Annotated in this window: 23 protein-coding genes; 9 read left to right on the plus strand and 14 right to left on the minus strand. The window is 42.5% G+C overall.

Annotated features, from left to right (window positions below):
* Positions 1-887 precede the first annotated feature (887 nt).
* Positions 888-2,675 (minus strand): translation elongation factor 4, encoded by a 1,788-nt coding sequence (gene lepA, locus U5907_06275; protein WRQ32189.1) that lies wholly within the window; start codon positions 2,673-2,675, stop codon positions 888-890.
* A 101-nt stretch (positions 2,676-2,776) separates the two neighbouring features.
* On the opposite strand from lepA, the gene U5907_06280 reads away from it, so the two are divergent.
* Genes U5907_06280 through U5907_06300 form a run of 5 tightly spaced genes read left to right on the plus strand, consistent with a single transcriptional unit; the run spans position 2,777 to position 6,102 of the window.
* Positions 2,777-3,622, plus strand: a complete 846-nt coding sequence (locus U5907_06280; GenBank protein ID WRQ32190.1) for a transketolase — start codon at positions 2,777-2,779, stop codon at positions 3,620-3,622.
* A gap of 2 nt (positions 3,623-3,624) precedes the next feature.
* Positions 3,625-4,581, plus strand: a complete 957-nt coding sequence (locus U5907_06285; GenBank protein WRQ32191.1) for a transketolase C-terminal domain-containing protein — start codon at positions 3,625-3,627, stop codon at positions 4,579-4,581.
* Positions 4,582-4,593: 12 nt separating this feature from the next.
* Positions 4,594-5,136, plus strand: coding sequence for an RNA polymerase sigma factor (locus U5907_06290; GenBank protein ID WRQ32192.1), 543 nt, complete (start codon positions 4,594-4,596; stop codon positions 5,134-5,136).
* A gap of 48 nt (positions 5,137-5,184) precedes the next feature.
* Complete coding sequence (locus U5907_06295; GenBank protein WRQ32193.1) at positions 5,185-5,586, plus strand: hypothetical protein; 402 nt, start codon at positions 5,185-5,187, stop codon at positions 5,584-5,586.
* Between the two features lie 6 nt (positions 5,587-5,592).
* Positions 5,593-6,102 carry a hypothetical protein gene (locus U5907_06300; GenBank protein ID WRQ32194.1) on the plus strand — a complete coding sequence of 170 codons (510 nt, stop codon included), beginning with the start codon at positions 5,593-5,595 and terminating at the stop codon, positions 6,100-6,102.
* Here the strand turns inward: U5907_06300 and U5907_06305 are convergent.
* The 4 genes from U5907_06305 to U5907_06320 all read right to left on the minus strand — a co-directional run bounded on the left by U5907_06305 (position 6,087) and on the right by U5907_06320 (position 9,935).
* On the minus strand, positions 6,087-6,830 hold the full coding sequence (locus U5907_06305) for a methyltransferase (protein ID WRQ32195.1): 744 nt from the start codon (positions 6,828-6,830) through the stop codon (positions 6,087-6,089). The two genes, U5907_06300 and U5907_06305, sit on opposite strands and share 16 nt — an antisense overlap.
* Positions 6,811-7,464 (minus strand): ABC transporter ATP-binding protein, encoded by a 654-nt coding sequence (locus tag U5907_06310; protein WRQ32196.1) that lies wholly within the window; start codon positions 7,462-7,464, stop codon positions 6,811-6,813. Before U5907_06310 ends, U5907_06305 begins: the two co-directional genes overlap by 20 nt.
* A gap of 6 nt (positions 7,465-7,470) precedes the next feature.
* Positions 7,471-9,624 carry an elongation factor G gene (locus tag U5907_06315; GenBank protein ID WRQ32197.1) on the minus strand — a complete coding sequence of 718 codons (2,154 nt, stop codon included), beginning with the start codon at positions 9,622-9,624 and terminating at the stop codon, positions 7,471-7,473.
* Between the two features lie 68 nt (positions 9,625-9,692).
* Complete coding sequence (locus tag U5907_06320; protein ID WRQ32198.1) at positions 9,693-9,935, minus strand: hypothetical protein; 243 nt, start codon at positions 9,933-9,935, stop codon at positions 9,693-9,695.
* An 89-nt stretch (positions 9,936-10,024) separates the two neighbouring features.
* Between U5907_06320 and U5907_06325 the strand changes: the two genes are divergently transcribed.
* Both U5907_06325 and U5907_06330 read left to right on the plus strand, forming a co-directional pair.
* Complete coding sequence (locus tag U5907_06325) at positions 10,025-10,549, plus strand: helix-turn-helix transcriptional regulator (protein ID WRQ32199.1); 525 nt, start codon at positions 10,025-10,027, stop codon at positions 10,547-10,549.
* Positions 10,550-10,573: 24 nt separating this feature from the next.
* Complete coding sequence (locus U5907_06330; protein WRQ34084.1) at positions 10,574-11,224, plus strand: ribonuclease HII; 651 nt, start codon at positions 10,574-10,576, stop codon at positions 11,222-11,224.
* On the opposite strand, the gene U5907_06335 is transcribed toward U5907_06330, so the two are convergent.
* From U5907_06335 to U5907_06350, 4 genes are read right to left on the minus strand one after another with little or no spacing between them, the layout of a single operon-like run.
* Positions 11,159-11,497: a DUF5056 domain-containing protein gene (locus tag U5907_06335; protein ID WRQ32200.1), complete on the minus strand. Its 339-nt coding sequence runs from the start codon at positions 11,495-11,497 to the stop codon at positions 11,159-11,161. The genes U5907_06330 and U5907_06335 overlap by 66 nt on opposite strands.
* A complete protein-coding gene (locus U5907_06340; GenBank protein WRQ32201.1) occupies positions 11,487-11,981 on the minus strand; it encodes an RNA polymerase sigma factor in 495 nt (164 codons plus the stop codon). Before U5907_06340 ends, U5907_06335 begins: the two co-directional genes overlap by 11 nt.
* Before the next feature lie 9 nt (positions 11,982-11,990).
* On the minus strand, positions 11,991-12,344 hold the full coding sequence (locus U5907_06345; GenBank protein WRQ32202.1) for a DUF6249 domain-containing protein: 354 nt from the start codon (positions 12,342-12,344) through the stop codon (positions 11,991-11,993).
* A 22-nt stretch (positions 12,345-12,366) separates the two neighbouring features.
* A complete protein-coding gene (locus U5907_06350) occupies positions 12,367-13,608 on the minus strand; it encodes a glycerate kinase (GenBank protein ID WRQ32203.1) in 1,242 nt (413 codons plus the stop codon).
* A 90-nt stretch (positions 13,609-13,698) separates the two neighbouring features.
* Between U5907_06350 and U5907_06355 the strand changes: the two genes are divergently transcribed.
* Entirely contained in the window at positions 13,699-15,843 is a 2,145-nt protein-coding gene (locus tag U5907_06355) for a S46 family peptidase (GenBank protein ID WRQ32204.1), read from the plus strand.
* Between the two features lie 251 nt (positions 15,844-16,094).
* On the opposite strand, the gene U5907_06360 is transcribed toward U5907_06355, so the two are convergent.
* Together U5907_06360 and U5907_06365 are read right to left on the minus strand one after the other, a co-directional pair.
* Positions 16,095-16,979 (minus strand): IS3 family transposase, encoded by an 885-nt coding sequence (locus U5907_06360; GenBank protein ID WRQ34085.1) that lies wholly within the window; start codon positions 16,977-16,979, stop codon positions 16,095-16,097.
* A complete protein-coding gene (locus U5907_06365; GenBank protein ID WRQ32205.1) occupies positions 16,952-17,389 on the minus strand; it encodes a hypothetical protein in 438 nt (145 codons plus the stop codon). Before U5907_06365 ends, U5907_06360 begins: the two co-directional genes overlap by 28 nt.
* Positions 17,390-17,974: 585 nt before the next feature.
* On the opposite strand from U5907_06365, the gene U5907_06370 reads away from it, so the two are divergent.
* On the plus strand, positions 17,975-19,039 hold the full coding sequence (locus U5907_06370; protein WRQ32206.1) for an Mrp/NBP35 family ATP-binding protein: 1,065 nt from the start codon (positions 17,975-17,977) through the stop codon (positions 19,037-19,039).
* A gap of 17 nt (positions 19,040-19,056) precedes the next feature.
* Here the strand turns inward: U5907_06370 and U5907_06375 are convergent, their stop codons facing one another.
* The 3 genes from U5907_06375 to aspS are packed head-to-tail and all read right to left on the minus strand — an operon-like array spanning position 19,057 to position 22,820.
* Positions 19,057-20,100 (minus strand): CNNM domain-containing protein, encoded by a 1,044-nt coding sequence (locus U5907_06375; protein WRQ32207.1) that lies wholly within the window; start codon positions 20,098-20,100, stop codon positions 19,057-19,059.
* 21 nt (positions 20,101-20,121) lie between these two features.
* The gene (locus U5907_06380) at positions 20,122-21,048 is read right to left on the minus strand and encodes a LysR substrate-binding domain-containing protein (GenBank protein ID WRQ32208.1); all 927 of its coding nucleotides are present in this window, start codon (positions 21,046-21,048) and stop codon (positions 20,122-20,124) included.
* A 2-nt stretch (positions 21,049-21,050) separates the two neighbouring features.
* A complete protein-coding gene (gene aspS, locus U5907_06385; protein WRQ32209.1) occupies positions 21,051-22,820 on the minus strand; it encodes an aspartate--tRNA ligase in 1,770 nt (589 codons plus the stop codon).
* Positions 22,821-22,863 lie beyond the last annotated feature (43 nt).

The raw sequence follows: 22,863 nt of genomic DNA on the forward strand, positions 1-22,863 counted from the left end.
AAATAATCTAGAGTTTGATAGACTCAGGGGCTGATCATTAATGATCAGCCCCTTTTTTATATCAGTTATCGGGAGCCAATGTTTTCCTTAGCTGATACAGATAACTGATAAATAAGCAAATATGAGAGTTGGGGGGTGACTAAAGTTTCCCACGTCTAAGACCAGAAGTAAACTATATACCCACACCGCTGTAACACGCTGATTAACTAAACATAAGCAATCCACCTGTCAGGTGACCTGACAGGTGGATTGTTTATACATTGATAATCTGAGACTTAGAACCGCACGGGTTTCGCAAAAATCATCTGCCGAATGGCTAACATAAAGACGGGCGGGCGGGTATCCGCCAGGTAACCGCCAGGACTTCCCGCCCGGCACCATATAAATGCCTCCGCTCGGCAACAGAATGAGAAATGTGTTGACAGGGATATTCGTATATGTGCTTATAAATCTAGCAATTGCAAATCGCTTTTGGAAAAACTTTTTAAAAAACCAATTTCTAAACACCTAACTACCTGTTAGATAAACAAATACCCCTGTCAAACCTCCCACCAAGTTTAAAAGGTGCTTCGCAGTTTATACAGCCGGTTATCCGTCATACCTGCACCTCTGTATAACGCTGTTTTTCTACTTATTAACACTTTTTTACGGATGATCTGCAATGTAAACTATGTTAAAAAGATTGCCATGCCCCTACCTGAATCACCCGAGACGCGAAGGAACCTCCGCCACAGCGAACGAAGTGAGCGAGGAGGAAAAGTTCCGGAGGGGCTGCGGGTGATTCAGGTAGGGATAAGGAGCAGGTCTTTGAGCGAAGGAACCTCCGCCGGAAGCAGCGAAGCGGATGAGGAGGAAAAGTTCCGGAGGGGCTGCGGTTGACTTTGGAGTTAATCTAGTTTGAGGACAGCCATAAAGGCGCTCTGAGGAACCTCTACATTGCCTACCTGGCGCATCCTCTTCTTTCCTTTCTTTTGCTTTTCAAGGAGTTTGCGCTTTCTGCTGATGTCTCCACCGTAACATTTTGCGGTTACATCTTTACGGACAGCTTTCACAGTCTCCCTTGCAATGATTTTGGCCCCAATGGCGGCCTGGATAGCTATGTCAAACTGCTGGCGAGGTATTAGCTCTTTAAGTTTTTCACACATTCTGCGGCCAAAGTCGTAAGCGTGATCCCTGTGAATAAGACTGGACAGGGCATCAACCTGCTCGCCATTAAGAAGAATATCGAGTTTAACAAGATCTGCCTCTTTGTATCCAACAACATGGTAGTCAAACGAGGCGTATCCTCTGGAAACAGATTTCAGTTTGTCATAAAAATCAAATACTATCTCAGCAAGTGGCATCTCAAAATTTAGTTCAACCCTCTCACTTGTGAGGAAGTGCTGGCTGAGAAGAACTCCTCTCTTATCCAGGCAGAGTTTCATTATAACCCCAAAATACTCTGACTTTGAGATTATCTGAGCCCTTATGTATGGCTCTTCAATATAATCTACCAATGTTACGGCAGGAAGTCCGGATGGATTGTGAACATCCATCATCTCTCCCTGTGTTGTATAAACTTTATAAGAGACGTTTGGTACGGTTGTAATTACATCCATGTCAAACTCTCTGTAGAGACGCTCCTGTACTATTTCAAGGTGGAGAAGGCCAAGGAATCCGCATCTGAAACCAAAACCAAGAGCAAGCGAAGATTCCGGTTCAAAAACAAGTGAAGCGTCATTTAACTGGAGCTTCTCAAGCGAAGCTCTCAAATCCTCATACTCATCGGCCTCAACAGGATATACACCGGCAAAAACCATCGGCTTTACCTCCTCAAATCCTCCGATGGATGTGCTGCAGGGTTTTGCAATATGTGTAATGGTGTCACCCACTTTTACCTCGCTGGCTGCCTTGATTCCGGATATAATATAACCTACATCACCGGTCTGAACTTCGCCGGAAGGTGTCATTCTAAGCCTCAGGATACCAACTTCATCTGCCTCGTACTCCTTCCCTGTATTGAAGAACTTAACTTTATCTCCTTTCTTTATTGATCCGTTAACAACTTTAAAGTATGCTATAATCCCCCTGAAGGAATTAAAAACCGAGTCAAATATAAGTGCCTGAAGGGGAGCATCGGGATCTCCCTTGGGAGATGGAACTTTGTTAATAATCGCATTGAGTATCTCCTGCACCCCTGTTCCTGTTTTGCCGCTGGCAAGAATAATATCCTCATCATCACAACCTAGCAGGTCAATAATCTGATCTTTAACAGAATCTATCATTGCTGCATCCATATCAATCTTGTTAAGAACAGGAATGATTTCCAGATCGTGATTGAGGGCAAGATACAGATTGGATATAGTTTGTGCCTGAATTCCCTGAGTTGCATCAACAACCAGCAGTGCCCCTTCACAGGATGCAATTGCTCTTGACACTTCGTATGAAAAATCAACGTGGCCGGGAGTATCAATCAGATTTAGAGTGTATTTCTCACCCTCGTGGATATAATCCATTTGAATTGCGTGGCTCTTAATTGTGATCCCCTTCTCCTTCTCCAGGTCCATTGAGTCTAAAACCTGCGCCTCCATATCACGCCCTATGACAGTATTTGTAAACTCCAATAGCCTGTCTGCCAGCGTACTCTTCCCGTGGTCAATATGTGCGATTATACAAAAGTTCCTAATGTTCTTCATGGCTGCAAAGATAAAAATATTTAACAAATGCAAATTAATGGTATTATCTTTGTCAGCTAGCTCCTTAAAAAAAGAGTAAATCAGCAACAAAATATATTATAATGACACAAAATTATCCATTGGGCGAAGTTGCCTCTCAGGTAAGGAGGGACATTGTGCGGATGGTAAATCTGGCAGCCTCGGGACACCCGGGCGGCTCGCTCAGCAGTACTGACATTTTAACGGCTCTCTTCTTCTCAGAGATGAATCACGATCCTGCAAACTGGAGAAGAGACGGAAAGGGAAGAGATATGTTCTTTCTCTCTGCAGGACACCTTTCACCGGTATTCTACAGCGTACTCGCCAGAAGCGGGTACTTTTCAGTTAGTGAACTGGCAACATTCAGAAAGATGGGGTCAAGACTTCAGGGACACCCATCAGTAGAGAGAGGTTTACCGGGGGTTCATGTTGCATCCGGCTCACTGGGACAGGGCCTTTCAGTGGCCTGCGGTGCAGCAATTGCAAAAAAACTTGAAGGAGAAAAGTGTGTTGTATTTGCACTTCTTGGTGACGGAGAACAGCAAGAGGGGCAAATCTGGGAGGCAGCAATGTTTGCATCTCACCAAAAACTCGGAAACCTGATAGCAATTACAGACTGGAATGGTCAGCAGATTGACGGACCAAACGACAAGGTTATAAGCCTTGGCGATTTAAAAGCAAAATGGGACGCATTCGGATGGGATGTTGTTGTAGCAGACGGACACGATCTGGAAGCAATTAAGGCAGTTCTGAAGAGCGCCAGAGAGAGCGTCTCAGATGAGAGGCCAAAAATGCTCCTGATGAAGACCGATATGGGTAAAGGGGTAGATTTTATGCAAGGGACCCATCAGTGGCACGGAAAGGCACCAAATGCCGATCAGACAGAGAAAGCACTTTCACAACTTAAGGAGACTATAGGAGATTTTTAATAATGAAGGAGAAATTTGAAAATACAGGGAACAAAGATACAAGATCAGGTTTTGGCGCCGGACTCCATCAAGTTGGAAAAACAAACAGAGATGTAGTTGCTCTTTGTGCAGACCTCACAGGATCTCTTAAAATGGATGCATTTGCAGCCGAATTCCCGGAGAGATTCATTCAGTGCGGAATTGCAGAAGCCAATATGATTGGAACAGCCGCAGGTCTTGCGGTATCCGGGAAAATCCCATTTGCAGGCTCTTTTGCCGAATTTGTTACCGGAAGGGTATACGATCAGGTGAGACAAGTCGTTGCCTATTCAGACACAAATGTTAAAATTTGTGCATCTCACGCAGGAATCACCCTTGGGGAGGATGGAGCAACACATCAGACAATGGAGGATTTGGGGCTAATGAGGATGCTCCCCAATCTCACAGTTATAAATCCCTGTGATTATAACCAGACAAAAGCAGCAACCATAGCGATAGCAGACTACCATGGTCCTGTATATTTAAGATTTGGCAGACCATCTGTACCAAACTTCACCCCGGCTGACCAGAAGTTTGAAATTGGGAAGGCACTTCGTTTAACAGAGGGAGACGATGTTACAATTTTTGCAACAGGTCATCTTGTCTGGGAGGCTCTGGAGGCCGCCAAAAGACTTGAAGAGGATGGAATCTCTGCCGAGGTAGTAAATATTCATACCATTAAACCTTTGGACAAAAAAGCAGTCATAGAATCAGCATCAAAGACAGGAGCAGTAGTAACTGCAGAGGAGCACCTGATTGCCGGAGGCCTGGGAGAACTTATAGCCGGCCTACTGGCAACAGAAAAACCAACCCCGGTTGAATTTGTTGCTGTTGACGACCTCTTTGGGCAAAGCGGAGAGCCGTCTGAACTTATGAAAGAGTACAAACTGGATGCAGCAAGCATAGTAACAGCTGCAAAAAGAGCAATATCAAGAAAATAGAGTTTTAACTAAATGACAGATAGGGAGCTTCTGGAGTTATACAGAGAGGAGGGCAAACAAAATTATGCCTTCAACCTTATTGTCAAAACATATAGTGAAAGACTTTACTGGCATGTTCGCAAAATGGTAGCTTCTCACGAAGATGCCAACGACATTATTCAGAATTCATTCATAAAGGCATGGGACGCCCTTCCGGATTTCCGGGAGGAGTCTCGTCTTTATACATGGTTGTACAGGATAGCGACCAATGAATCCCTAACTTTTCTGAAACGGAAAAAGACCCGGGCATTTTTATCACTTACTGATTACTCAAGGCAACTTGAGAATAAACTGGAGTCTGATCCATATTTTAACGGAGACAAGACACAACTTGTGCTTCACAAAGCCATTCTCAAATTACCGGATAAACAGAGAGCTGTTTTCAACATGAGATATTTTGATGATATGAAATATGAAGAGATATCTGAAGTCACAGGCACATCTGTAGGGGCTTTGAAGGCATCTTACCATCATGCATTTCAAAAAATTCAACAGGCAATGGAAGAGCTCCTTTAATCCTTTTTCATTTTAAGTAGTCAAAGAGATATGAAAGAAAAATTCAATATGGAAAATAAGCACCTTAGGGAAAATCCTTACTCGGTTCCTGAGGGGTACTTCAATAACCTTCAGGATACAATCTCAGAAAGAGTTGCATCCGGAAAGAGAGGCTCTTCATTCTGGAGCGTTGCAAGGCCACAGCTGGCTCTTGTAACATCATTTGCAATTATCTTTCTTATTGCCTACGCCACCATTAATATATTCAGTCCCGGGAAAGCAGATGAGACCTTAATCGTTACAGAAACCGACCCTGTAGAGGGACTCTATATAAAGACCAGCTTTGTTGACTTTTACGATTCAACGGCTGATTCTCTCTACGCAGAAGAGGAGAAAGAGATAGACCCCGAGGAGATCATGGACTATCTGAGCACTAATACAGGTTTAATATACTTAGCATCTATAGATTAAATAAAAATGAAAAAAATTGCTTTAGCAGTACTGTTTTCTGCATTATATGTTCTTTCACTTGCTCAGCCTCAGCCGCTGCTGTCGCCATGGTCTGCCGGTGAAGATCAGCAAAACAGATACGAACAGATTCAGAGTGCGAAAATTGCCTTCTTCACAACAGAGTTAGAGCTCTCCCCAAAAGAGGCAGAGGAGTTTTGGCCCATCTACAATAATTTCTGGAAAGAGAGAGAAAAGTCTTACAGACGAATTCAGGGTAATCTGAAAAATATTGACAAAGCTCTCAGCGGAGAGAGTAAAATTTCAGAAACTGAACTTAAAACTCTTATGGACAAGTATGTCTCAGAATTTTCCTCTGAGGGTGATATTTTTAAAAATTTCCACTCCCAGTTTATGAGGATTCTTCCTGCAGAAAAGGTAGCAAAAATTTATGTAACAGAAGAGAAGTTTCGTATTAAAATGATTCATCAGCTCAGAAGAGGACAGGGCGGGCCCGGAGCTACTCAGAACTTGAGATAGAAATCAGCTGTTAATCTTCTGTAGTCATCAGAAAATGCTCCACCGGGGCTCTCTTGAACAGAGAGTCCCGATTTTTTTAATCCCAAATCCCTCGTTTTAGAAAACTCCATTAACACCCTCTTCTCAGGCTCTCCTGATAATGTGCTTACTTTGCATATATGACAAAGATAGAGCCCGTGTAAAGCAGCAGCAGAGACAAAAAATTCACCCGCCTCTGCCGGCAGAATGACCGAGAGAGTTCCGCAGGGAGTAAGCAGATTTGCAGAACAATCTGCCAGTTCATAAAAGGGGAGGCTCTCCGAATGCCTTGCATTACTCCGTCTTTTAGCGGGTGCCTTTAGAGAGTTTATAAAATAGGGCGGATTGGAGACAATCAAATCAAAACAGCCACTGCCGGTGTTTGCAAATTCCTTTAAAGAGAGAGGTAATGACGAGAGAGAATTGCTCCACTTTGAAGCTTTAAAATTATACTCTGCCTCCTCTGACGATGGAGCATCCGGATCAATTCCTACAATGTTGAAATTGTTAAACTGAGATGATAGCCGCTGAGCAACCATCAGGGCAATTACCCCGGTACCTGTTCCTACATCCAGAACCCTTACAGGCCTCTCAAGAGGCACCGATTGGGGAAGAGAGCACCAGGCACCAAGCAGAACACCATCTGTGTTTACCTTCATCGCGCTAATCTCCTGCCTTACAGAAAACTGCTTAAACAAGAAACTCCCCATCTTTCATTTCAAGAATTCTGTCACTCATTGAGGCTAGATCTCTGTCGTGAGTAACAATTATTATTGTCTGCCCGAATTTATCTCTAAGATCAAAGAAGAGTTTATGAATCTCTTTTTTTGTTACTGTATCAAGATTGCCTGATGGCTCATCAGCAAGGATTACAGAGGGATTATTCATAAGAGCTCTCGCTATGGCAACCCTCTGTTGCTCTCCGCCGCTAAGTTCTGATGGTTTATGATTAAGCCTCTCTCCCAAACCAAGAGAGGTTAGCATCTCAGCTGCTCTAGTACGAGCTTTTGACGCACTCTCCTTTGCAATCATTGCCGGTATAATTACATTCTCAACAGCAGAAAACTCAGGTAGAAGGTGATGAAACTGAAAAACAAAACCTATTTTTCTGTTTCTGAAATCAGCCAAAGCATTTGTTCCCAGAGAGAACAAATCTGTCCCGTCAATCATAACCCTCCCGCTATCTGGCTTTGAGAGGGTACCAAGAATTTGGAGCAAGCTGGACTTTCCAGCCCCGCTTGCTCCAACAATACTTACCACCTCCGCCTCCTTTGCCTCGAAATCAATTCCCTTGAGGACAAGAAGGCTTCCGTATGATTTTTTAATATCGGTTGCCTTAATCATCCAGTATTATTCGTCCTTGTCGTTTGCTTCGTACTCTTTAAGCAACTTATCCTGAACCTCGGCAGGAACCTGCTGATACTCTGCAAAAGTCATAGTAAATGTAGCTCTTCCGGATGTAAGTGAACTCAGAGTAGTAGAGTACTTATTCAACTCTGCAAGAGGAACTCTTGCCTTAAGAATTTCAAAGCCTTTATCACTGCTCATACCCTCAATCATGGCCCTGCGATTCTGAAGGTCACTCATTACATCACCCATATAGTCACTTGGAACAAGAACCTCTACATTATAAACAGGCTCCATAATCTTTGGACCAGCCTTTTTAAAAGCCTCTTTAAAGGCGTTTCTACCGGCAAGTTTGAATGAAATCTCATTTGAGTCAACTGGGTGCATCTTGCCATCGTAAACAAATACCCTGATATCACGAGCATAAGAACCTGTAAGAGGTCCCTCCTCCATCTTTTCAAGAATACCTTTGAGGATAGCAGGCATGAACCTCGCATCAATTGAGCCACCTACAATACAGTTGAAGTACTCTAGTTTTCCACCCCAATCCATTTTGTACTCCTCTTTGCCCTTGATATTCAGGACAAGCTCCTTGCCCTCAATTTTGAACTTATTATTAGGAGCAACTCCCTCAACAACAGGCTCTATAAGGAGGTGAACCTCACCAAATTGTCCCGCTCCGCCTGATTGCTTTCTGTGTCTGTAATCAGCGATGGCAACCTTGGTAATGGTCTCTCTGTAAGGAATCTTTGGAGGGAATAGATCTATCTCAAGTTTATGAGTATTGGTAAGGTGCCACTTAAGGATGTTAATATGGTGCTCTCCCTGCCCGCTGAGGATAGTCTGCTTAAGCTCTTTTGAATACTCAATCTTAATAGTAGGGTCCTCTGCGTTTGCACGGTTGAGTATCTCTCCAAGTTTCTCCTCATCCTTCTCTGCCTTAGCCTTAATAGCTGTACGGAATTTTGAAGGAGGGAATACTATAGACTCAAATGCCCACTCCTTATTTCCACCGTTCAAAGTCTGATTAGTCTTAACAGACTTAAGTTTTACGGTACAACCAATATCACCGGCTACCATCTCGGTAACTTTCTCTTTTTTCTTTCCGGCAACGGCATAGATAACTGAAAGACGCTCTTTAGATCCGTTTTCCGGATTCACAAGGTCCATACCCTCAGTGATTTTACCGGACATTACCCTGAAGAAAGAGACATCCCCCAAATGCTGCTCAACCGAAGTCTTGTAAATAAATACAGATGGCTGGCCCGCTGAATCACAAGGGACAGTTGTACCATCTTTTAACATCTGGACCATTTTGTCAGGTGAAGGTGCTGCATTAATTACAAACTCCATAAGCCTCTTTACGCCAATATCCTTTCTGCCTGAAAGGCAGAAGAGAGGCATAATCTCAGCCTTTGCAATTCCAATTCTGAGACCCGCTCTTATCTCCTCCTCTGTAAGCTGTCCTTTGTCAAAAAAGAGCTCCATCAGAGCCTCATCATTCTCAGCAGCCATCTCAGCAACAACCTGATGCAGCTCAGCAGCCTGATCTGCCTGGTCAGCAGGGATTTCCAGCTCTTCACGGGTTCCGTTTTCATCTTTGAAGCGATACATCTTCATCTTAAGAACATCAATAAAGCTGTTGAATCCAACTCCTGTCTCTATTGGATATTGAATAACCAGTACCTTTTTGCCAAAAGTCTGTTTGACAGACTCCAGAGCCATCTCCCAGTTTGCTTTTTCGTGGTCCAGCTGATTTATAGCTAAAATCAGAGGCTTTTTGCACTTCTCGGCCTGTCTGGCGAATATCTCAGTACCCACCTCTACACCCTGCTGGGCATTAACCACCATAACACCTGCGTCTGCAACCTTAAATGCAGAGATGACTCCTCCAATAAAGTCGTCAGAGCCGGGTGTGTCAATAATATTGAGTTTATGATCCATAAACTCTGTATACAATAGAGTGGGATAGATTGAACGCTGGTAGATTTGCTCAATTTCCGTATTGTCACTCACAGTGGTTTTAGCTTCAACTGATCCTCTGCGGTCAATAACTTTGCCTTCAAACATCATTGTCTCTGCCAGGGTTGTCTTCCCTGATTTCGTGCCTCCAAGCAGGACGATGTTGCGAATGTTCTGAGTAGGGTAAACTTTCATAGTAATTACTTGGTTATATGTTGTTTATAATTTTTTAATGTGCAAAGACTCAAATTTAACTATTTTTTTTAAGATAGAGGCCCCTTCCTGTAAAGAATTAACAACTCATCCAGGCCAATACCTGTCACTTTTTTGCTAATCCTCTCAATACTCCTTGCCGGTAAACACACTCCACCCCTGCGGAATAGTTTTACTACATCAAAAGATGTAAGAGAGGGGTCAAGAAATATTTTTTTCTCTTCAAACAGGTCAATAAAAACCTCAGAAAATAAATCTCCTTTCATAAGAAGGAGCTTACATAATTTTTTCATACATTCTATGTTTTGATTACACACCAAAAGTATTTTTAATAAACGCTCATACAACACCTATTGTGTGTTTTTTTCCAAATCCATCAGATATGTTTTCAATTCTAGATTTTATCCTTCAGATAATTGCACTTTTAATACTGTTTACACACACTATCCGTGCGTATTGTTCTCCTGCAACAAAATTTATATTTGTTTCTATGAATATCGAAAACATTAAGCAGGCTATTGGAAAACGAAGACGAGAGCTAGGCTTGTCGCAGGAGTTTATGGCAGAAAAGCTTAAAATGTCACTTAATGGATATCGCAAAATTGAGGTGGGTACAACCTCAATTATTCATCCACAACTTTCAGAGATATGTTCACTTTTAAAGATCGCTCCTGAAGAGCTGATCTATCCGGAATCCGGATGGAACAACAAGGAGCAGATATCCGGTCTTGAGGCAGAACTTGTGCAATGCCGTTCATTAATTGAGGAGCTGGAGTCAAATTTCAATCTTATGAGGGGAGAATATGAAACTCTGCTGGATCAAAACAGAGCAGCACTTGAGAGTCAGAAAAAATTGATAGGAATGCTCAATGAATCCCTTGCCCGATACAGGAAAGATTCTAAATAGCTATCTTTGGGGAAAGTTTTTGATTTGTTACTACCATACCACATAATGGGCGTTTCAGAGGCGGGCTGTGATGAGGCGGGCAGAGGAGCTCTTGCCGGGCCTGTATACGCCTCGGCAGTTATATTGCCACCGGATTTTTTCCACCCCCTTCTTAATGATTCCAAACAGCTCAAAGAGTCCCAGCGGGACAAGCTAAGAGCCATTATTGAGGCCGAAGCAATAGATTGGGCTGTTGCCTGGGCCACCCCTGAAGAGATAGACAAGGTTAACATCCTTAAGGCATCTATCCTCTCTATGCACAGAGCACTCGAGAATCTCAGGGTCAGGCCCCAGTCAATTATTGTGGATGGAAACAGGTTTTTACCATATAAAGATATTCCTTACAACTGCTTTGTCAAAGGCGATGGCAGATATTCATCAATTGCAGCAGCCTCTGTTCTTGCAAAAACCCACAGAGATGAGTTTATGAAGAAAATAGATATCGAATTTCCCTGTTACGGATGGGCAAAAAATATGGCCTACCCTACTTCCGGACACAGGGAGGCCATTAGAAAAAACGGGGTTAGTAAATATCACAGAGTCTCGTACAGACTCCTTCCTGAGCCGGATCTATTCAGCTTCACGAATTGCGAATCTCCCCAGAGAGAAGAGGGCACATGTTGTAAAGAATATTGAGATAACTATCTCCGGTGTTGCAGATTTATAATCTGTAGCTATTGAACCCATTTGTGATAATCCGTCAATTAAAGCGGAATACCCGCCCAGTAAAGCGAACAAAAGAGCTCCGGCTACTCCAAACATAGCTATGATTACTCTTGTTTTGTCATATCTGGGCTTTGGTTCGGGTAATACATCAATGGTTGCAAACAATCTGCCTGAAAAGCCTTTATCATCAATACTCTGTTTGTGTTCATCAAAGAACAACTTTATTTTTTCATCATCTTTCATAACCAATCGTGTTTAAATGGTTTGACAAATTGCCCCTTGCCCTTGACAGGTGAGACTTAACTGTATTCTCCGGCATCCCTGTTATGCCGGAAATCTCCTTGAGACTCTGATCCTCCATATAAAAAAGAAGCACTACTGTTCGCTCCTTCTCATTCAGTTTTGACATAGCCATATAGAGCTCCTGGTTTTTGTATCTGGAATCTGCTCTGTCTGTCTCTATGCTCAGTCTATCATCCAGCTCCACTGAGGCGAATCTGGAAGAGGCTCTTTTATTGTCACAAAAACAATTGTAAGCAATTCTGAACAGCCATGTAGAGAACTTTGACTTACCGCTGAATGATGAGAGGTTAATATAGGCTTTAATGAAAGCCTCCTGGACTATGTCGTCCCCCAAAGCAGCATCACCGCCGCAAAGGTTGCAAAGGAACCGCCTGAGCGGCTCCTGATTAATAATTACCTCTTTTTCAAATTCAGATCTGTTCACTTGAATTTGTTACTTGCCGTTTTTCTTGTTTATAAGATACGCTGTCAGCTGACCGAGTCCAACAAAGAGCGGAATAAGACCAAAGGCTGCAAATTTGAGCTGGTTGTCAAAGAAAAGGAAGAGGGCTATAAAAATTGCTATTCCTGCTCCAATTGTAACCAGAGAACTTGTAAGAGGGTCCTTCGGCTGCTTCTCTTTCTCGATTCCCCTGAATAGTTCAGGCGATAACTCTTTACCATGTTCAATTGCTTTTTCGATGAGTCTGTTTCTTGATCTATCCCTCATTATCTTAGTTGTATAGACGATTGCGAGGATAATAATTGCTGTGAGAAACGGCATTAAAATTGCTAATACTCCTTCCATTTTGTTTTAGTTTTTAGGGTTTTTAGTTTGTTTGCCTATTTGACTGCAATTCTGAAAGAAAAGTTGCAGACTCAGCAGAAATTTTTTCAAGCAATTGCTTTGCCCTTGATATAGAGTCGTTTAAATTTTTTGCATTTGGGGAAATTTCAAATACTTTACTAATGTGAGCACCTATTAGTTCCTCCTCTGAGAGGTTGTTTTCACCACAATAAACCCAGCAAGGCTTCCTGTACCGGTTGGCTAATATTGAGATTCCCTCCACAAGTTTACCGGAAAGAGTCTGCTTATCTAATCTCCCCTCTCCGGATATAATCAAATCTGCTTTTGCAATAGCCTCCTCTACATTTGCAAGTGTGGCGGCGACCCTCCAGCCCGGAATAAGATCTGCCTTAAGAAAACTTCGCAATGCATATCCAACTCCTCCGGCCGCTCCGGAACCGGGAAAGTCAGAGAAATCATAGCCAACATAGGATGAGGAATCACACAGAAAGCAACTGTTAAACCCAAGGTGTCTTTCAGAAACCTCTGCAAAGTTCCGCATCCCCGCCTCCATCTTTATAAGATCAGATTCATCCGCACCCTTTTGTTTAGCATAAACATAAGTAGCACCATCTGCACCTAGCAGCGGGTTATCAACATCGCAGGCAACTGTTATTCTGACCCTTTTAAGCGCCCTCTCCGCCCCTGAATCATCTATTGAAAATATCTTACTAAGGAGAGAACCGGACATAAACTGATCCTCTTCCCCGCAAATTACCTCCCCCGATTTATCTCTGAATGTATATCCAAGAGCCTGCAACATTCCTGTTCCACCATCATTTGTTGCACTTCCTCCAATACCTGCTATTATTTCAGATACACCATCCTTTATTGCATTTAAGATTAGTTGTCCAAAACCAAAAGAGGTTGCCTCCACCGGATTGTACTCCTCTTTCTCAAGAAGTCCAAGTCCGGAAGCCAGAGCCATTTCAATAACTGCAACAGGATCTTTTTCTGACAACAGATAATGGCTTTTAATCGTTCTGCCCAAAGGATCAACAATCTCCACCTCTCTTCTTTTATAAAAACCATTTCTTCCGGCAACTGAGAGAAAACCCTCCCCTCCATCTGCCAGAGGAATCTGAAGTATCTTAATCTCATCAAGTGACAAAACTGAAGAGACACCTCTCTTTAAACCATTTGAAATAGATACTGAGGCCTCCTGTGCAGTGAGACTCCCCTTGAACTTATCCGTGGCGATGACAATGTTAATGGGATGTCGCATAGTTTAATTATGCATTATTGAACTATAAAAATACAAATAAAAAATTATCTTTGTATAAAGAGTTAAATTAAACAACCAGATAATAAATTAATGAAAAAAATTACACTAATCCTCATTGGTGCCATCTTGTTTTCGATAGCACCACTTAGAGCAGATGAAGGGATGTGGATACTTCCCCTTATTGAAAAACTCAATAATAAAAAACTTGCTGAACTTGGTTTCAAAATATCTGCAAAGGATATTTATGACATCAACAAATCAAGCCTCAAAGATGCAATCGTGCACTTTGGCGGTGGATGTACCGGTGAGATTATATCAGGAGAGGGTCTGCTTCTTACAAATCACCACTGCGGATACGGAGTTATCCAGAGATTGAGTACTGTAGAGAATGACTATCTTCAAAACGGATTCTGGGCTATGAACCGTGAGCAGGAGCTTCCTTCTCCCGGTCTTACTGTAACTTTCCTTGAGTCTTTTACAGATGTTACAAATGAAGTTGTTAAGGCAACTGCAGCTGTGGAGAACACTCCTGAGTTTGCAAAAGCACTACAGGCTGTTTCTGATGATATTATCAAAAGAGCTGTTGGTGATAACAAATATCTTCGCGGAAGAGTATCCTCTTTCTACGGTGGAAATGCATACTACCTTGTTGTTACAAAAACCTACACAGACATACGCTTTGTGGGAGCACCCCCGTCATCAATAGGTAAATATGGTGCCGATACAGATAACTGGATGTGGCCCCGTCATACAGGTGACTTCTCAATGTTCCGTGTTTATGCAGACAAGGATAACAATCCTGCTCCATATTCTCCAGATAACAGACCATATATTCCTAAAAAGCACCTTACTATCTCTCTTAAAGGGGTAAAACAGGGAGACCCTGCAATGATTATTGGATATCCCGGAAGGACAAACCGTTTTATGACATCTTCCGAGGTTAAGGAGACAAGTGATATTACAAATGCTATCGTAATTTATGTAAGAGGTATCCGTCAGGAGGTTCTTATGGCAGATATGGAGGCAGATCCAAAAATTCGCCTTCAGTACTCAAGCAAATATGCTGGCTCATCAAACTACTGGAAGAAAGCCATTGGTATGAACGAGACCTTTAAGAAGCTAAAAGTTCAAGAGCGTCGTGCAGATGAAGAGGTTAAATTCCAGGAGTGGGTTAACGCTAATCCGGCAAGAAAAGCAAAATACGGAACTGCTCTTGAAGAGATCAGGGGAGCTGTTTCAAACAGGGCAGAAGCTCTTTATTTATCTGCTTATCTGAGAGAGGCGCTTGGTTCAATCGAGATGCTCTCTGTTGCTGCAAGTTTCACTGACTATGCTGAAAATCTAGCTAAAGGCAATACAGAAGAGGCAGGAAAAGCTCTGGAGTTTGGGAAAAGAAGACTATCGGCTTTCTACAAGGACTACTCCGCTCCAACAGACAGAAAGGTTGCCAAGGCTCTTATAAAAGTATTCAGGGACAAAATAAAAGGAGAGGAGAGACCTGCTTTTTACAATGTAATTGACGAGAAATTCGGTGGCAATATTGATGCTTTTGTTGATAATCTTTATGACAACTCGGTATTCCCTTGTGAAGAGAAATTTAAGAAAGCTCTTGAGACACCTGAAGTTATTGCAAACGATCCTGCTATTGCTATTGTTAAGACAATCGCGCCTGTTCAGATGAAAGCTATGCAGATTCTTTCAAAAGAGAATCCTGTACTCGCAAAAGGTCAGAAGGCATACATAGCAGGCCAGCTTGAGATGAAGCAGGGTCAGGCAATGTACCCGGATGCAAACTCAACTATGAGAATGACTTATGGTCAGGTACTTAATTACTCTCCAAAGGATGCTGTTATTTATGAGCACATTACAACACTTAAGGGGGTAATGGAAAAAGAGGATCCAAACAACTGGGAATTTGTGGTTCCGGAGAAGCTGAAAGAGCTATACAAAAAAGCCGATTATGGTCAGTATGCAATGGAGGATGGCCGTATGCCTGTGGCTTTCTTAAGCACAAACGACATTACCGGAGGTAACTCAGGCAGCCCTGTTCTTAATGGTAAAGGAGAGCTTATTGGTACTGCATTTGACGGCAACTGGGAAGCAATGAGCGGTGATATTATTTTTGAACCAAACCTCCAGCGTACAATCAGCGTAGATATTCGCTACACCCTCTTTATAATGGATAAGTTTGGCGGAGCTGCACATCTTCTTAATGAGATGACAATAGTGAAATAACTTTCGTTTTTTTATATGTTAATTCAGAGGCTGACCATTATTGGTCAGCCTTTTTTTTATTTTCAAACTATATATAAACATATATAAATATATAAACAATGTGCTTATCTGTATCAGCACATACCATTATATGTTATCAATAATTATATACAGGTATAACTACAGTTTCCCATATCAAAAACTCGCAATAAACTCTGTGCCGTCCTGAAATAGGTTGACTGATTTTAACAAATATAAGTAAACGAGTTCATTCAGACTTTGATTTTTTTGTTTAGGAATTTGTTTCGATACTCTATCCTTCTTAATTGTCTCTGATTGTGCATGTTGTCTGGTGTTAACATGTGACATGATAAGTGAGGTCTGAGGTGGTTATAAGAATGGACTGCTTGAGCAAGTAGTAGTTTTAACTCAAGCAAAGAGTGATGCTGGCCATCAATGAGGAACTCATGTTTGATTATCCCGTTAACTCTCTCTGCGATTGCATTGGTATAAGGGTCGCTGTTTTCAGTCATACTTGTAATGACACTCATTCTTCTTAATTTTTCCTGGTATGCTTTGCAGCAATATTGAGACCCCCGGTCTGTATGATGGGTGAGCTTGGTCTGATATTGTCTGTTATTAAAAGCCATTGCCAGTGCCTTGATAACTAACTCTACATTCATATTTTCATCAATGCAATAGCCCATAATCTTCTTCGAATAAGCGTCAGTAATCATTGACAGGTAGTAGTATTTATCCTTTGCATTGATGTATGTTATATCTCCAACCCACACCTGTTCTGGTTGAAAAATTCTGGTTCCGGTAACAAGATCCTTGTATTTTGGAAAGTGATGTCTTGAGTTTGTTGTTATTTTGTATTGCCTTAGAGGAGGAACCAACATCCCGTTGGCCTTAATAATCTCGTTCAGCTTATCTCTTCCAATTTTGATTTCTTTTAATGGTTGAGAAAGCATGTGGTGTAGCTTCTTTGTTCCTATTCGTGGTAATGACTCCCGCTGGCTTTTAACCAGCGATATCGCTACGAAGGCCTGAACCTTCTTTGTCTTCAGACTTTTCTTGTGTTTATAATAGGCTTGTTTTGTTTTCCCGAGTAATCTGCACCCAAAAACTATTCCTCCTTGTCCCCCTTTGGAGATGTAGGTGTCGACTGCCCGGGCATAACTTTTTTTAACAGGTCAATGTTGTAATCTTCTTTGACTACCTGCACGATAGCGTCGAACATAATACCCTTTTGCTTGAGAAGAAATATCTCCTTTCGCATCCGCTCGTTCTCATCTTCCTTAGCCTTGAGCTGATCTTTCAAACGCTTGACATTACTGGGATCACCGGCATTTTTCATGGTATGAATGATTGTGTAATCAGGATTAAAAATACCATATTTTCTCATCCATTGTAATATCGTCTCTTCATCTTTGATGTTGTACTTCTGGATCACATCTCGCATTGTCATCCGTTTGTGCTCTACTGCAGAGACTATCCTGCGTTGAAATTGTTCGAGCTTTCTCTGAAAAATTGATTGCTCATCCTCGACTGTAAATTTTTTCATAAAAATTGAGTTTTTGAGTCAACCTATTTCAGGACGGCACACTCTCTACCCTTGTCGCTGTAACACGCTGATTACCTAAACATAAGCAATCCACCTGTCAGGTGACCTGACAGGTGGATTGTCTATACATTGATAATCTGTGACTTAGGACCTCACGGGTTTCGCAAAAATCATCTGCCGAATGGCCAACTCAGGCCGGGCGGGCGGGTATCCGCCAAGCCTCACGCCCGGCACGGGTTGACAGGGATATTCGTATATGTGCTTAAAAAATAAGTAATTGCAAATTGCTTATTGAAAAATCATTTTTTAAGTGCCTAACTTTCTGGTATATAAACGAATCTCCCTCTCAAACCCCTTCCTGCTTTCCTTCAATTCACCGGTTCCCGGCCGGTTTATCTGCCATGTCCCTTCCTGAATCAACCGAGCCACGAAGGAACCTCAGCCACAGCGAACGAAGCGAATGAGGAGGAAAAGTTCCTGAGTGGCAGCGGATGAATGCAACAGAAGAATGCAACAGCATACTTGAGAAATAAACCAAACTGCATGTATCTTTGTTGTTATAAAATATTAAGCAAGTAATAACAAATGGATAAGAACAGAATAGAGAAAGCTCTGGCAAGAGTGATACATCCGGTTAAGGACAAAGATCTTATAACGCTTGAGATGATTGAGGATATAAAGATTGAAGAGGGAAGAGTAAGGTTTAAACTTGTTTTTCCTTCGCCTGATCCGCTGGCATCATCTATTAAAAAGAGCTGCGAAGAGGAGATAAAGAGAGAGTATCCGGATCTGGACTTCAAAATATCTATCATGGAGTTGGTACGGGAGCGGAAAATTCAGAAACGGCTCAATCTTGAACTTGGTCAGGAGGCAATTGCAAATGTGGGACATATTATTGCAATAGCGTCAGGTAAAGGGGGAGTGGGAAAATCAACAGTTGCAGTCAATCTAGCTGTTGCCCTCGCTAAAGAGGGTTACAGAGTGGGACTTACTGACGCCGATGTATATGGCCCTTCGGTACCTAAGATGACAGACACCGAGTTTGAGAAGCCGCTTGTGGACGATTCCAGTGGTAAGGATATGATTATTCCTATTGAAAAATATGGTATTAAATGGATGTCAATAGGATATTTTTCTCCACCGGCCCAGCCGCTTATATGGAGAGGCCCTATGGCAAGCAACGCTCTTAAACAGATGATTCTTCAGGTAAAATGGGGAGAACTTGATTTTCTTCTGATTGACCTTCCTCCAGGAACCGGTGACATCCATATTTCGCTTGTCCACGACATTCCTCTGTCAGGTGCAATTATAGTTAGCACACCCCAGGCAGTTGCCCTTGCAGATGTTGAAAAGGGGGTAAATATGTTCCGTCAGAAAGATATTAATAAGCCGATTCTGGGACTTGTAGAGAATATGGCCTGGTTTACACCGGAAGAGCTCCCTGATAATAAGTATTATATATTTGGAAAAGAGGGGGGAAAGAGAATGGCTCTTAAATTTGATATCCCATTGCTGGGGCAGATTCCTATCGTTCAAAGCATAAGGGAGAGCGGAGATATTGGAGAACCTGTCGCTCTTTCAGATGAGAGCCGTCCTGATACTGTTGCATTCCGTAAACTGGCAAAAAATCTGTTAAAGGAGCTGGAGTAAATCCTTGAACCGGAAGGCTAGAGGTGTTTGTATTTTTCAACCCTCTCCTTCCATCTCTCACGGGCATATTGCTGCATATCTGCGGCAACATCCCTCTCATCCATTATTTCAAGACCCAGAATGGTCTCAATTATATCCTCCAGGGTAACTATCCCTTCAAACCCTCCGTACTCGTCCACTATAAGGGATATATGTGTCTTTTCAGCAAGAAGCCTCTCCCATAAAACCGTTAGCGGCTGCATATTGGGAGCCACCAGTATTGGCTTACGGATTTGACCCAATGTTAAGTCAAACCTGTCATTTGCCAGATTTTCAAACACATCCTGTCTGTAAACAAAACCGGTGATATTCTCCATATTCCCCGAGTAGACAGGGATTCTTGAGAAGTGAAGATAGTGCTTGTTAAGAGGAAAGTCACTCATCTTCATCTCCTCCGGAGCAGTGGCAACCACAACCCTGGGTGTCATTACATCCTCAGCTTTGACGCTCCTCAGCTTAATAAGATTCTGTATAATCCTGTTCTCTGTAGTTGCAAAGGTGCCCTCCTCTGTTCCAATATCTACCATTGCACTTACCTCCTCACGGCTGACCGTTGCCTCCTCCCTGGAACTGCTCGATATTAGCTTTGTCATAAATTCAGAGGCAATAACAAATGGATAGGTCAGATATATCATCCACTGTATAATATGTCCTGAACTCATTGAGAGTTGTTTCCAGTAGTATGCCCCCAGTGTCTTTGGAAGGATTTCTGAAAATATCAGAATAAGAAGTGTCAGAACAGCAGAGATTACCCCAAAATATGCATCTCCAAAGATTGCTGTTGCCTGGGCACCCACTCCGGCTGCACCTACGGTATGAGCGATGGTGTTCAGAGTTAGGATTGCAGAGATGGGCCGGTCAATATTCTGCTTAATTTTCTTAAATACAGCTGCAGATTTAACACCCTGATTCTCCTTCATATTGATAAATGAGACAGGTGTTGACAGAAGTACAGCCTCCATTACAGAGCAAAGAAATGAAACTCCAAGCGCAAGAAAAAGATAGGTAAGTAATAGACCCATAAAGAAAATTTATAATTCCGTTTAAAGTTTTACCCTCATCTTTGCCAGACGGGGGTCAATCATATTTTGAGGGATGATACTTTTAATAGCCGCTACTATCGAGTTTAAAAGTTTCTCTTTTACGAAATCCATTCTGAATACCATAGATATCTCTCTTCTGGGCTCTTCTCCTGAGAAAGGTCTTACATTTTTCTGCTGCTCCGGAGAGAGCATCGGCAGGTGAAGCTCCGGGAAAATTGTAAACCCGCCGTTTTCATCTACAACATTTATCAGAGTCTCTATGCTGCCTGCCTCATACTGCTGATACGAGTTTAGATTTCTGTGACAGATATTCAGAATCTGGTCACGGAAACAGTGCCCCTCTTCAAGAATCCACATTCGTGAGTAATCCAGCTCAGAAGCATTTATAAACTCCTTTGAGTAGAGTTCATCTGATGGTGATATATAGGCAAGAAAGCGCTCGTAATAAAGGGGAACCTCCAGTATATCCGGGTCTGAAAGTGGCGTGGCAACAATTGCAAGTTCAATCTCCGCACTCTTTAATTTTTCAATAATGACAGATGTTTTCATTTCAGAGACCTTGCACCTTAATGAAGGGAGCCTTCTTCTGAACTCACCAAAAAGCTTTGGAAGAAGATAAGGGGCAACTGTTGGAATAATTGACATCTCCAGATCTCCCTGCAGACTCTCTCTTGATGAATCTGCAATCTCCCTGAACTGTTTAATATTGTAGAGAACAACACGAGCCTGAGTAATTATCATCTCCCCAATTTTATTAACGCCAACAGGCGTGCGGGAGCGATCAAAGATCTCAACCCCTATCTCATCCTCAAGTTTCTGAATCATCATTGAGAGTGTGGGCTGAGATACTCCGCAGTGCTTTGCCGCCCTTGCAAAGTGACGGTGCTGATCTACTGCTACAATATACTCAAGCTGTTGTATATTCATTATCAGTTCTGTTTAGTGAGTGTGCTCTTAAGAAATAATTCATCCATCTGAGACTGGTCAATCTTTCCCGGAGCATCAAGCATCATATCCCTGCCTGCATTGTTCTTAGGGAATGCGATGAAGTCACGAATGGTCTCCTGCCCTCCAAAGAGCGCGCAGAAACGGTCAAATCCAAAAGCAATCCCACCGTGAGGAGGAGCCCCGTATTTAAATGCATTAATAATGAAGCTGAATTTGTAATCTGCCTCTTCATCAGTAAAGCCAAGAACTTCAAACATCCTTTTCTGTACTGCCGAGTCGTGTATCCGGATTGACCCGCCTCCTATCTCAGTCCCGTTTAGGACAAAGTCGTAAGCATTCGCGGCCACCTCAGCAATCTGACTCCTGTCACTGCTGTAGAACTTCTCCATATCCTCCGGTTTAGGAGAGGTAAATGGATGGTGCATAGCATAAAAACGCTGTGTCTCTTCGTCCCACTCAAGAAGCGGGAAGTCGTAAACCCAAAGAGGAGCATACTCACTGCTCTTTCTTAAGCCGAGTCTGTTACCCATCTCTATTCTCAGTGTTCCTAAGGCCTCCTGAGTCTTTTTCTTTGCTCCGGCAAGAATAAGTACAACATCTCCGGTTTTTGCTCCGGCAGCTTCTGCGAAAACCTTAAGCTCTTCAGGGGTATAAAATTTGTCAACTGAAGACTTAATGCCATCCTCGGCAACGCGAATATATACAAGCCCCTTAGCACCCACCTGAGGACGCTTAACCCATTCGGTAATTTCATCAAGCTGTTTACGAGTATATGCTGCTCCGCCCTCTACTGCAATACCGCCTACATATTCGGCCTCATCAAAGACCACAAAATTTTTCCCGCCGGTAAGATGTTTTAGCTCGGCAATCCTCATACCAAAGCGGATATCGGGTTTATCTGAGCCGTAGAATTTCATTGCGTCTGCATAAGCCATTCTTGGAAAATCGCCCTCCATCTCACGACCAAGTACATTTTTAAAAAGGGATTTAATAAGCCCTTCAAATGTGTTAAGAATATCTTCTCTCTCAACAAAGGCCATCTCACAGTCAATCTGAGTAAATTCCGGCTGACGGTCTGCACGAAGGTCTTCATCTCTGAAACAACGGACAATCTGAAAATATCTGTCGTAGCCTGCAACCATAAGCAGCTGCTTAAATGTCTGCGGGCTTTGCGGGAGAGCATAGAATTCGCCCGGATTCATCCTTGAAGGGACTACAAAATCTCTGGCCCCCTCAGGGGTAGACTTGATAAGAACCGGAGTCTCTATCTCCATAAATCCTATACTATCCAGATACTTGCGAGTCTCCTGGCCCATTTTGTGTCTTAGCTCAAGTGCCCTTTTCAGCGGATTTCTGCGAAGATCCAGATATCTGAATTTTGCACGAATCTCCTCTCCTCCATCGGTTTCATCCTCAATTGTAAAAGGAGGAGTTACCGAACTATTAAGAACAACTATCTCAGTTATCTTAATCTCTATATCACCTGTTGAAATTTTACTATTCTTTGCACTCCTCTCGGCAACGACACCTTTAGCCTGAATAACATACTCCCGACCAAGCTTTTCTGCCTCAAGGTTAAGATTATGACTCACACTGTCATCAACAACCAGTTGAGTAATACCATATCTGTCACGAAGGTCAATGAAACTCATCCCTCCCATTTTTCTAATTCTCTGAACCCATCCGGCCAGAGTAACCTCCTGTCCCGCGTGAGAAATACGCAACTCCCCGCAAGTGTGTGTCCTGTACATATTTACTAAATTAGTTTAATCTATATTATTGGCACAAATATAG

This window comes from Bacteroidales bacterium MB20-C3-3, from assembly GCA_035609245.1.
Taxonomy (GTDB): domain Bacteria; phylum Bacteroidota; class Bacteroidia; order Bacteroidales; family UBA932; genus Bact-08.

What these genes read in the sequence shown, in the direction of transcription:
- lepA (WRQ32189.1), bottom strand. Translation starts at nt 2,675, where the DNA reads ATGAAGAACATTAGGAACTTTTGTATAATCGCACATATTGACCACGGG.
- U5907_06280 (WRQ32190.1), top strand. Translation starts at nt 2,777, where the DNA reads ATGACACAAAATTATCCATTGGGCGAAGTTGCCTCTCAGGTAAGGAGG.
- U5907_06285 (WRQ32191.1), top strand. Translation starts at nt 3,625, where the DNA reads ATGAAGGAGAAATTTGAAAATACAGGGAACAAAGATACAAGATCAGGT.
- U5907_06290 (WRQ32192.1), top strand. Translation starts at nt 4,594, where the DNA reads ATGACAGATAGGGAGCTTCTGGAGTTATACAGAGAGGAGGGCAAACAA.
- U5907_06295 (WRQ32193.1), top strand. Translation starts at nt 5,185, where the DNA reads ATGGAAAATAAGCACCTTAGGGAAAATCCTTACTCGGTTCCTGAGGGG.
- U5907_06300 (WRQ32194.1), top strand. Translation starts at nt 5,593, where the DNA reads ATGAAAAAAATTGCTTTAGCAGTACTGTTTTCTGCATTATATGTTCTT.
- U5907_06305 (WRQ32195.1), bottom strand. Translation starts at nt 6,830, where the DNA reads ATGGGGAGTTTCTTGTTTAAGCAGTTTTCTGTAAGGCAGGAGATTAGC.
- U5907_06310 (WRQ32196.1), bottom strand. Translation starts at nt 7,464, where the DNA reads ATGATTAAGGCAACCGATATTAAAAAATCATACGGAAGCCTTCTTGTC.
- U5907_06315 (WRQ32197.1), bottom strand. Translation starts at nt 9,624, where the DNA reads ATGAAAGTTTACCCTACTCAGAACATTCGCAACATCGTCCTGCTTGGA.
- U5907_06320 (WRQ32198.1), bottom strand. Translation starts at nt 9,935, where the DNA reads ATGAAAAAATTATGTAAGCTCCTTCTTATGAAAGGAGATTTATTTTCT.
- U5907_06325 (WRQ32199.1), top strand. Translation starts at nt 10,025, where the DNA reads ATGTTTTCAATTCTAGATTTTATCCTTCAGATAATTGCACTTTTAATA.
- U5907_06335 (WRQ32200.1), bottom strand. Translation starts at nt 11,497, where the DNA reads ATGAAAGATGATGAAAAAATAAAGTTGTTCTTTGATGAACACAAACAG.
- U5907_06345 (WRQ32202.1), bottom strand. Translation starts at nt 12,344, where the DNA reads ATGGAAGGAGTATTAGCAATTTTAATGCCGTTTCTCACAGCAATTATT.
- U5907_06350 (WRQ32203.1), bottom strand. Translation starts at nt 13,608, where the DNA reads ATGCGACATCCCATTAACATTGTCATCGCCACGGATAAGTTCAAGGGG.
- U5907_06355 (WRQ32204.1), top strand. Translation starts at nt 13,699, where the DNA reads ATGAAAAAAATTACACTAATCCTCATTGGTGCCATCTTGTTTTCGATA.
- U5907_06365 (WRQ32205.1), bottom strand. Translation starts at nt 17,389, where the DNA reads ATGAAAAAATTTACAGTCGAGGATGAGCAATCAATTTTTCAGAGAAAG.
- U5907_06370 (WRQ32206.1), top strand. Translation starts at nt 17,975, where the DNA reads ATGGATAAGAACAGAATAGAGAAAGCTCTGGCAAGAGTGATACATCCG.
- U5907_06375 (WRQ32207.1), bottom strand. Translation starts at nt 20,100, where the DNA reads ATGGGTCTATTACTTACCTATCTTTTTCTTGCGCTTGGAGTTTCATTT.
- U5907_06380 (WRQ32208.1), bottom strand. Translation starts at nt 21,048, where the DNA reads ATGAATATACAACAGCTTGAGTATATTGTAGCAGTAGATCAGCACCGT.
- aspS (WRQ32209.1), bottom strand. Translation starts at nt 22,820, where the DNA reads ATGTACAGGACACACACTTGCGGGGAGTTGCGTATTTCTCACGCGGGA.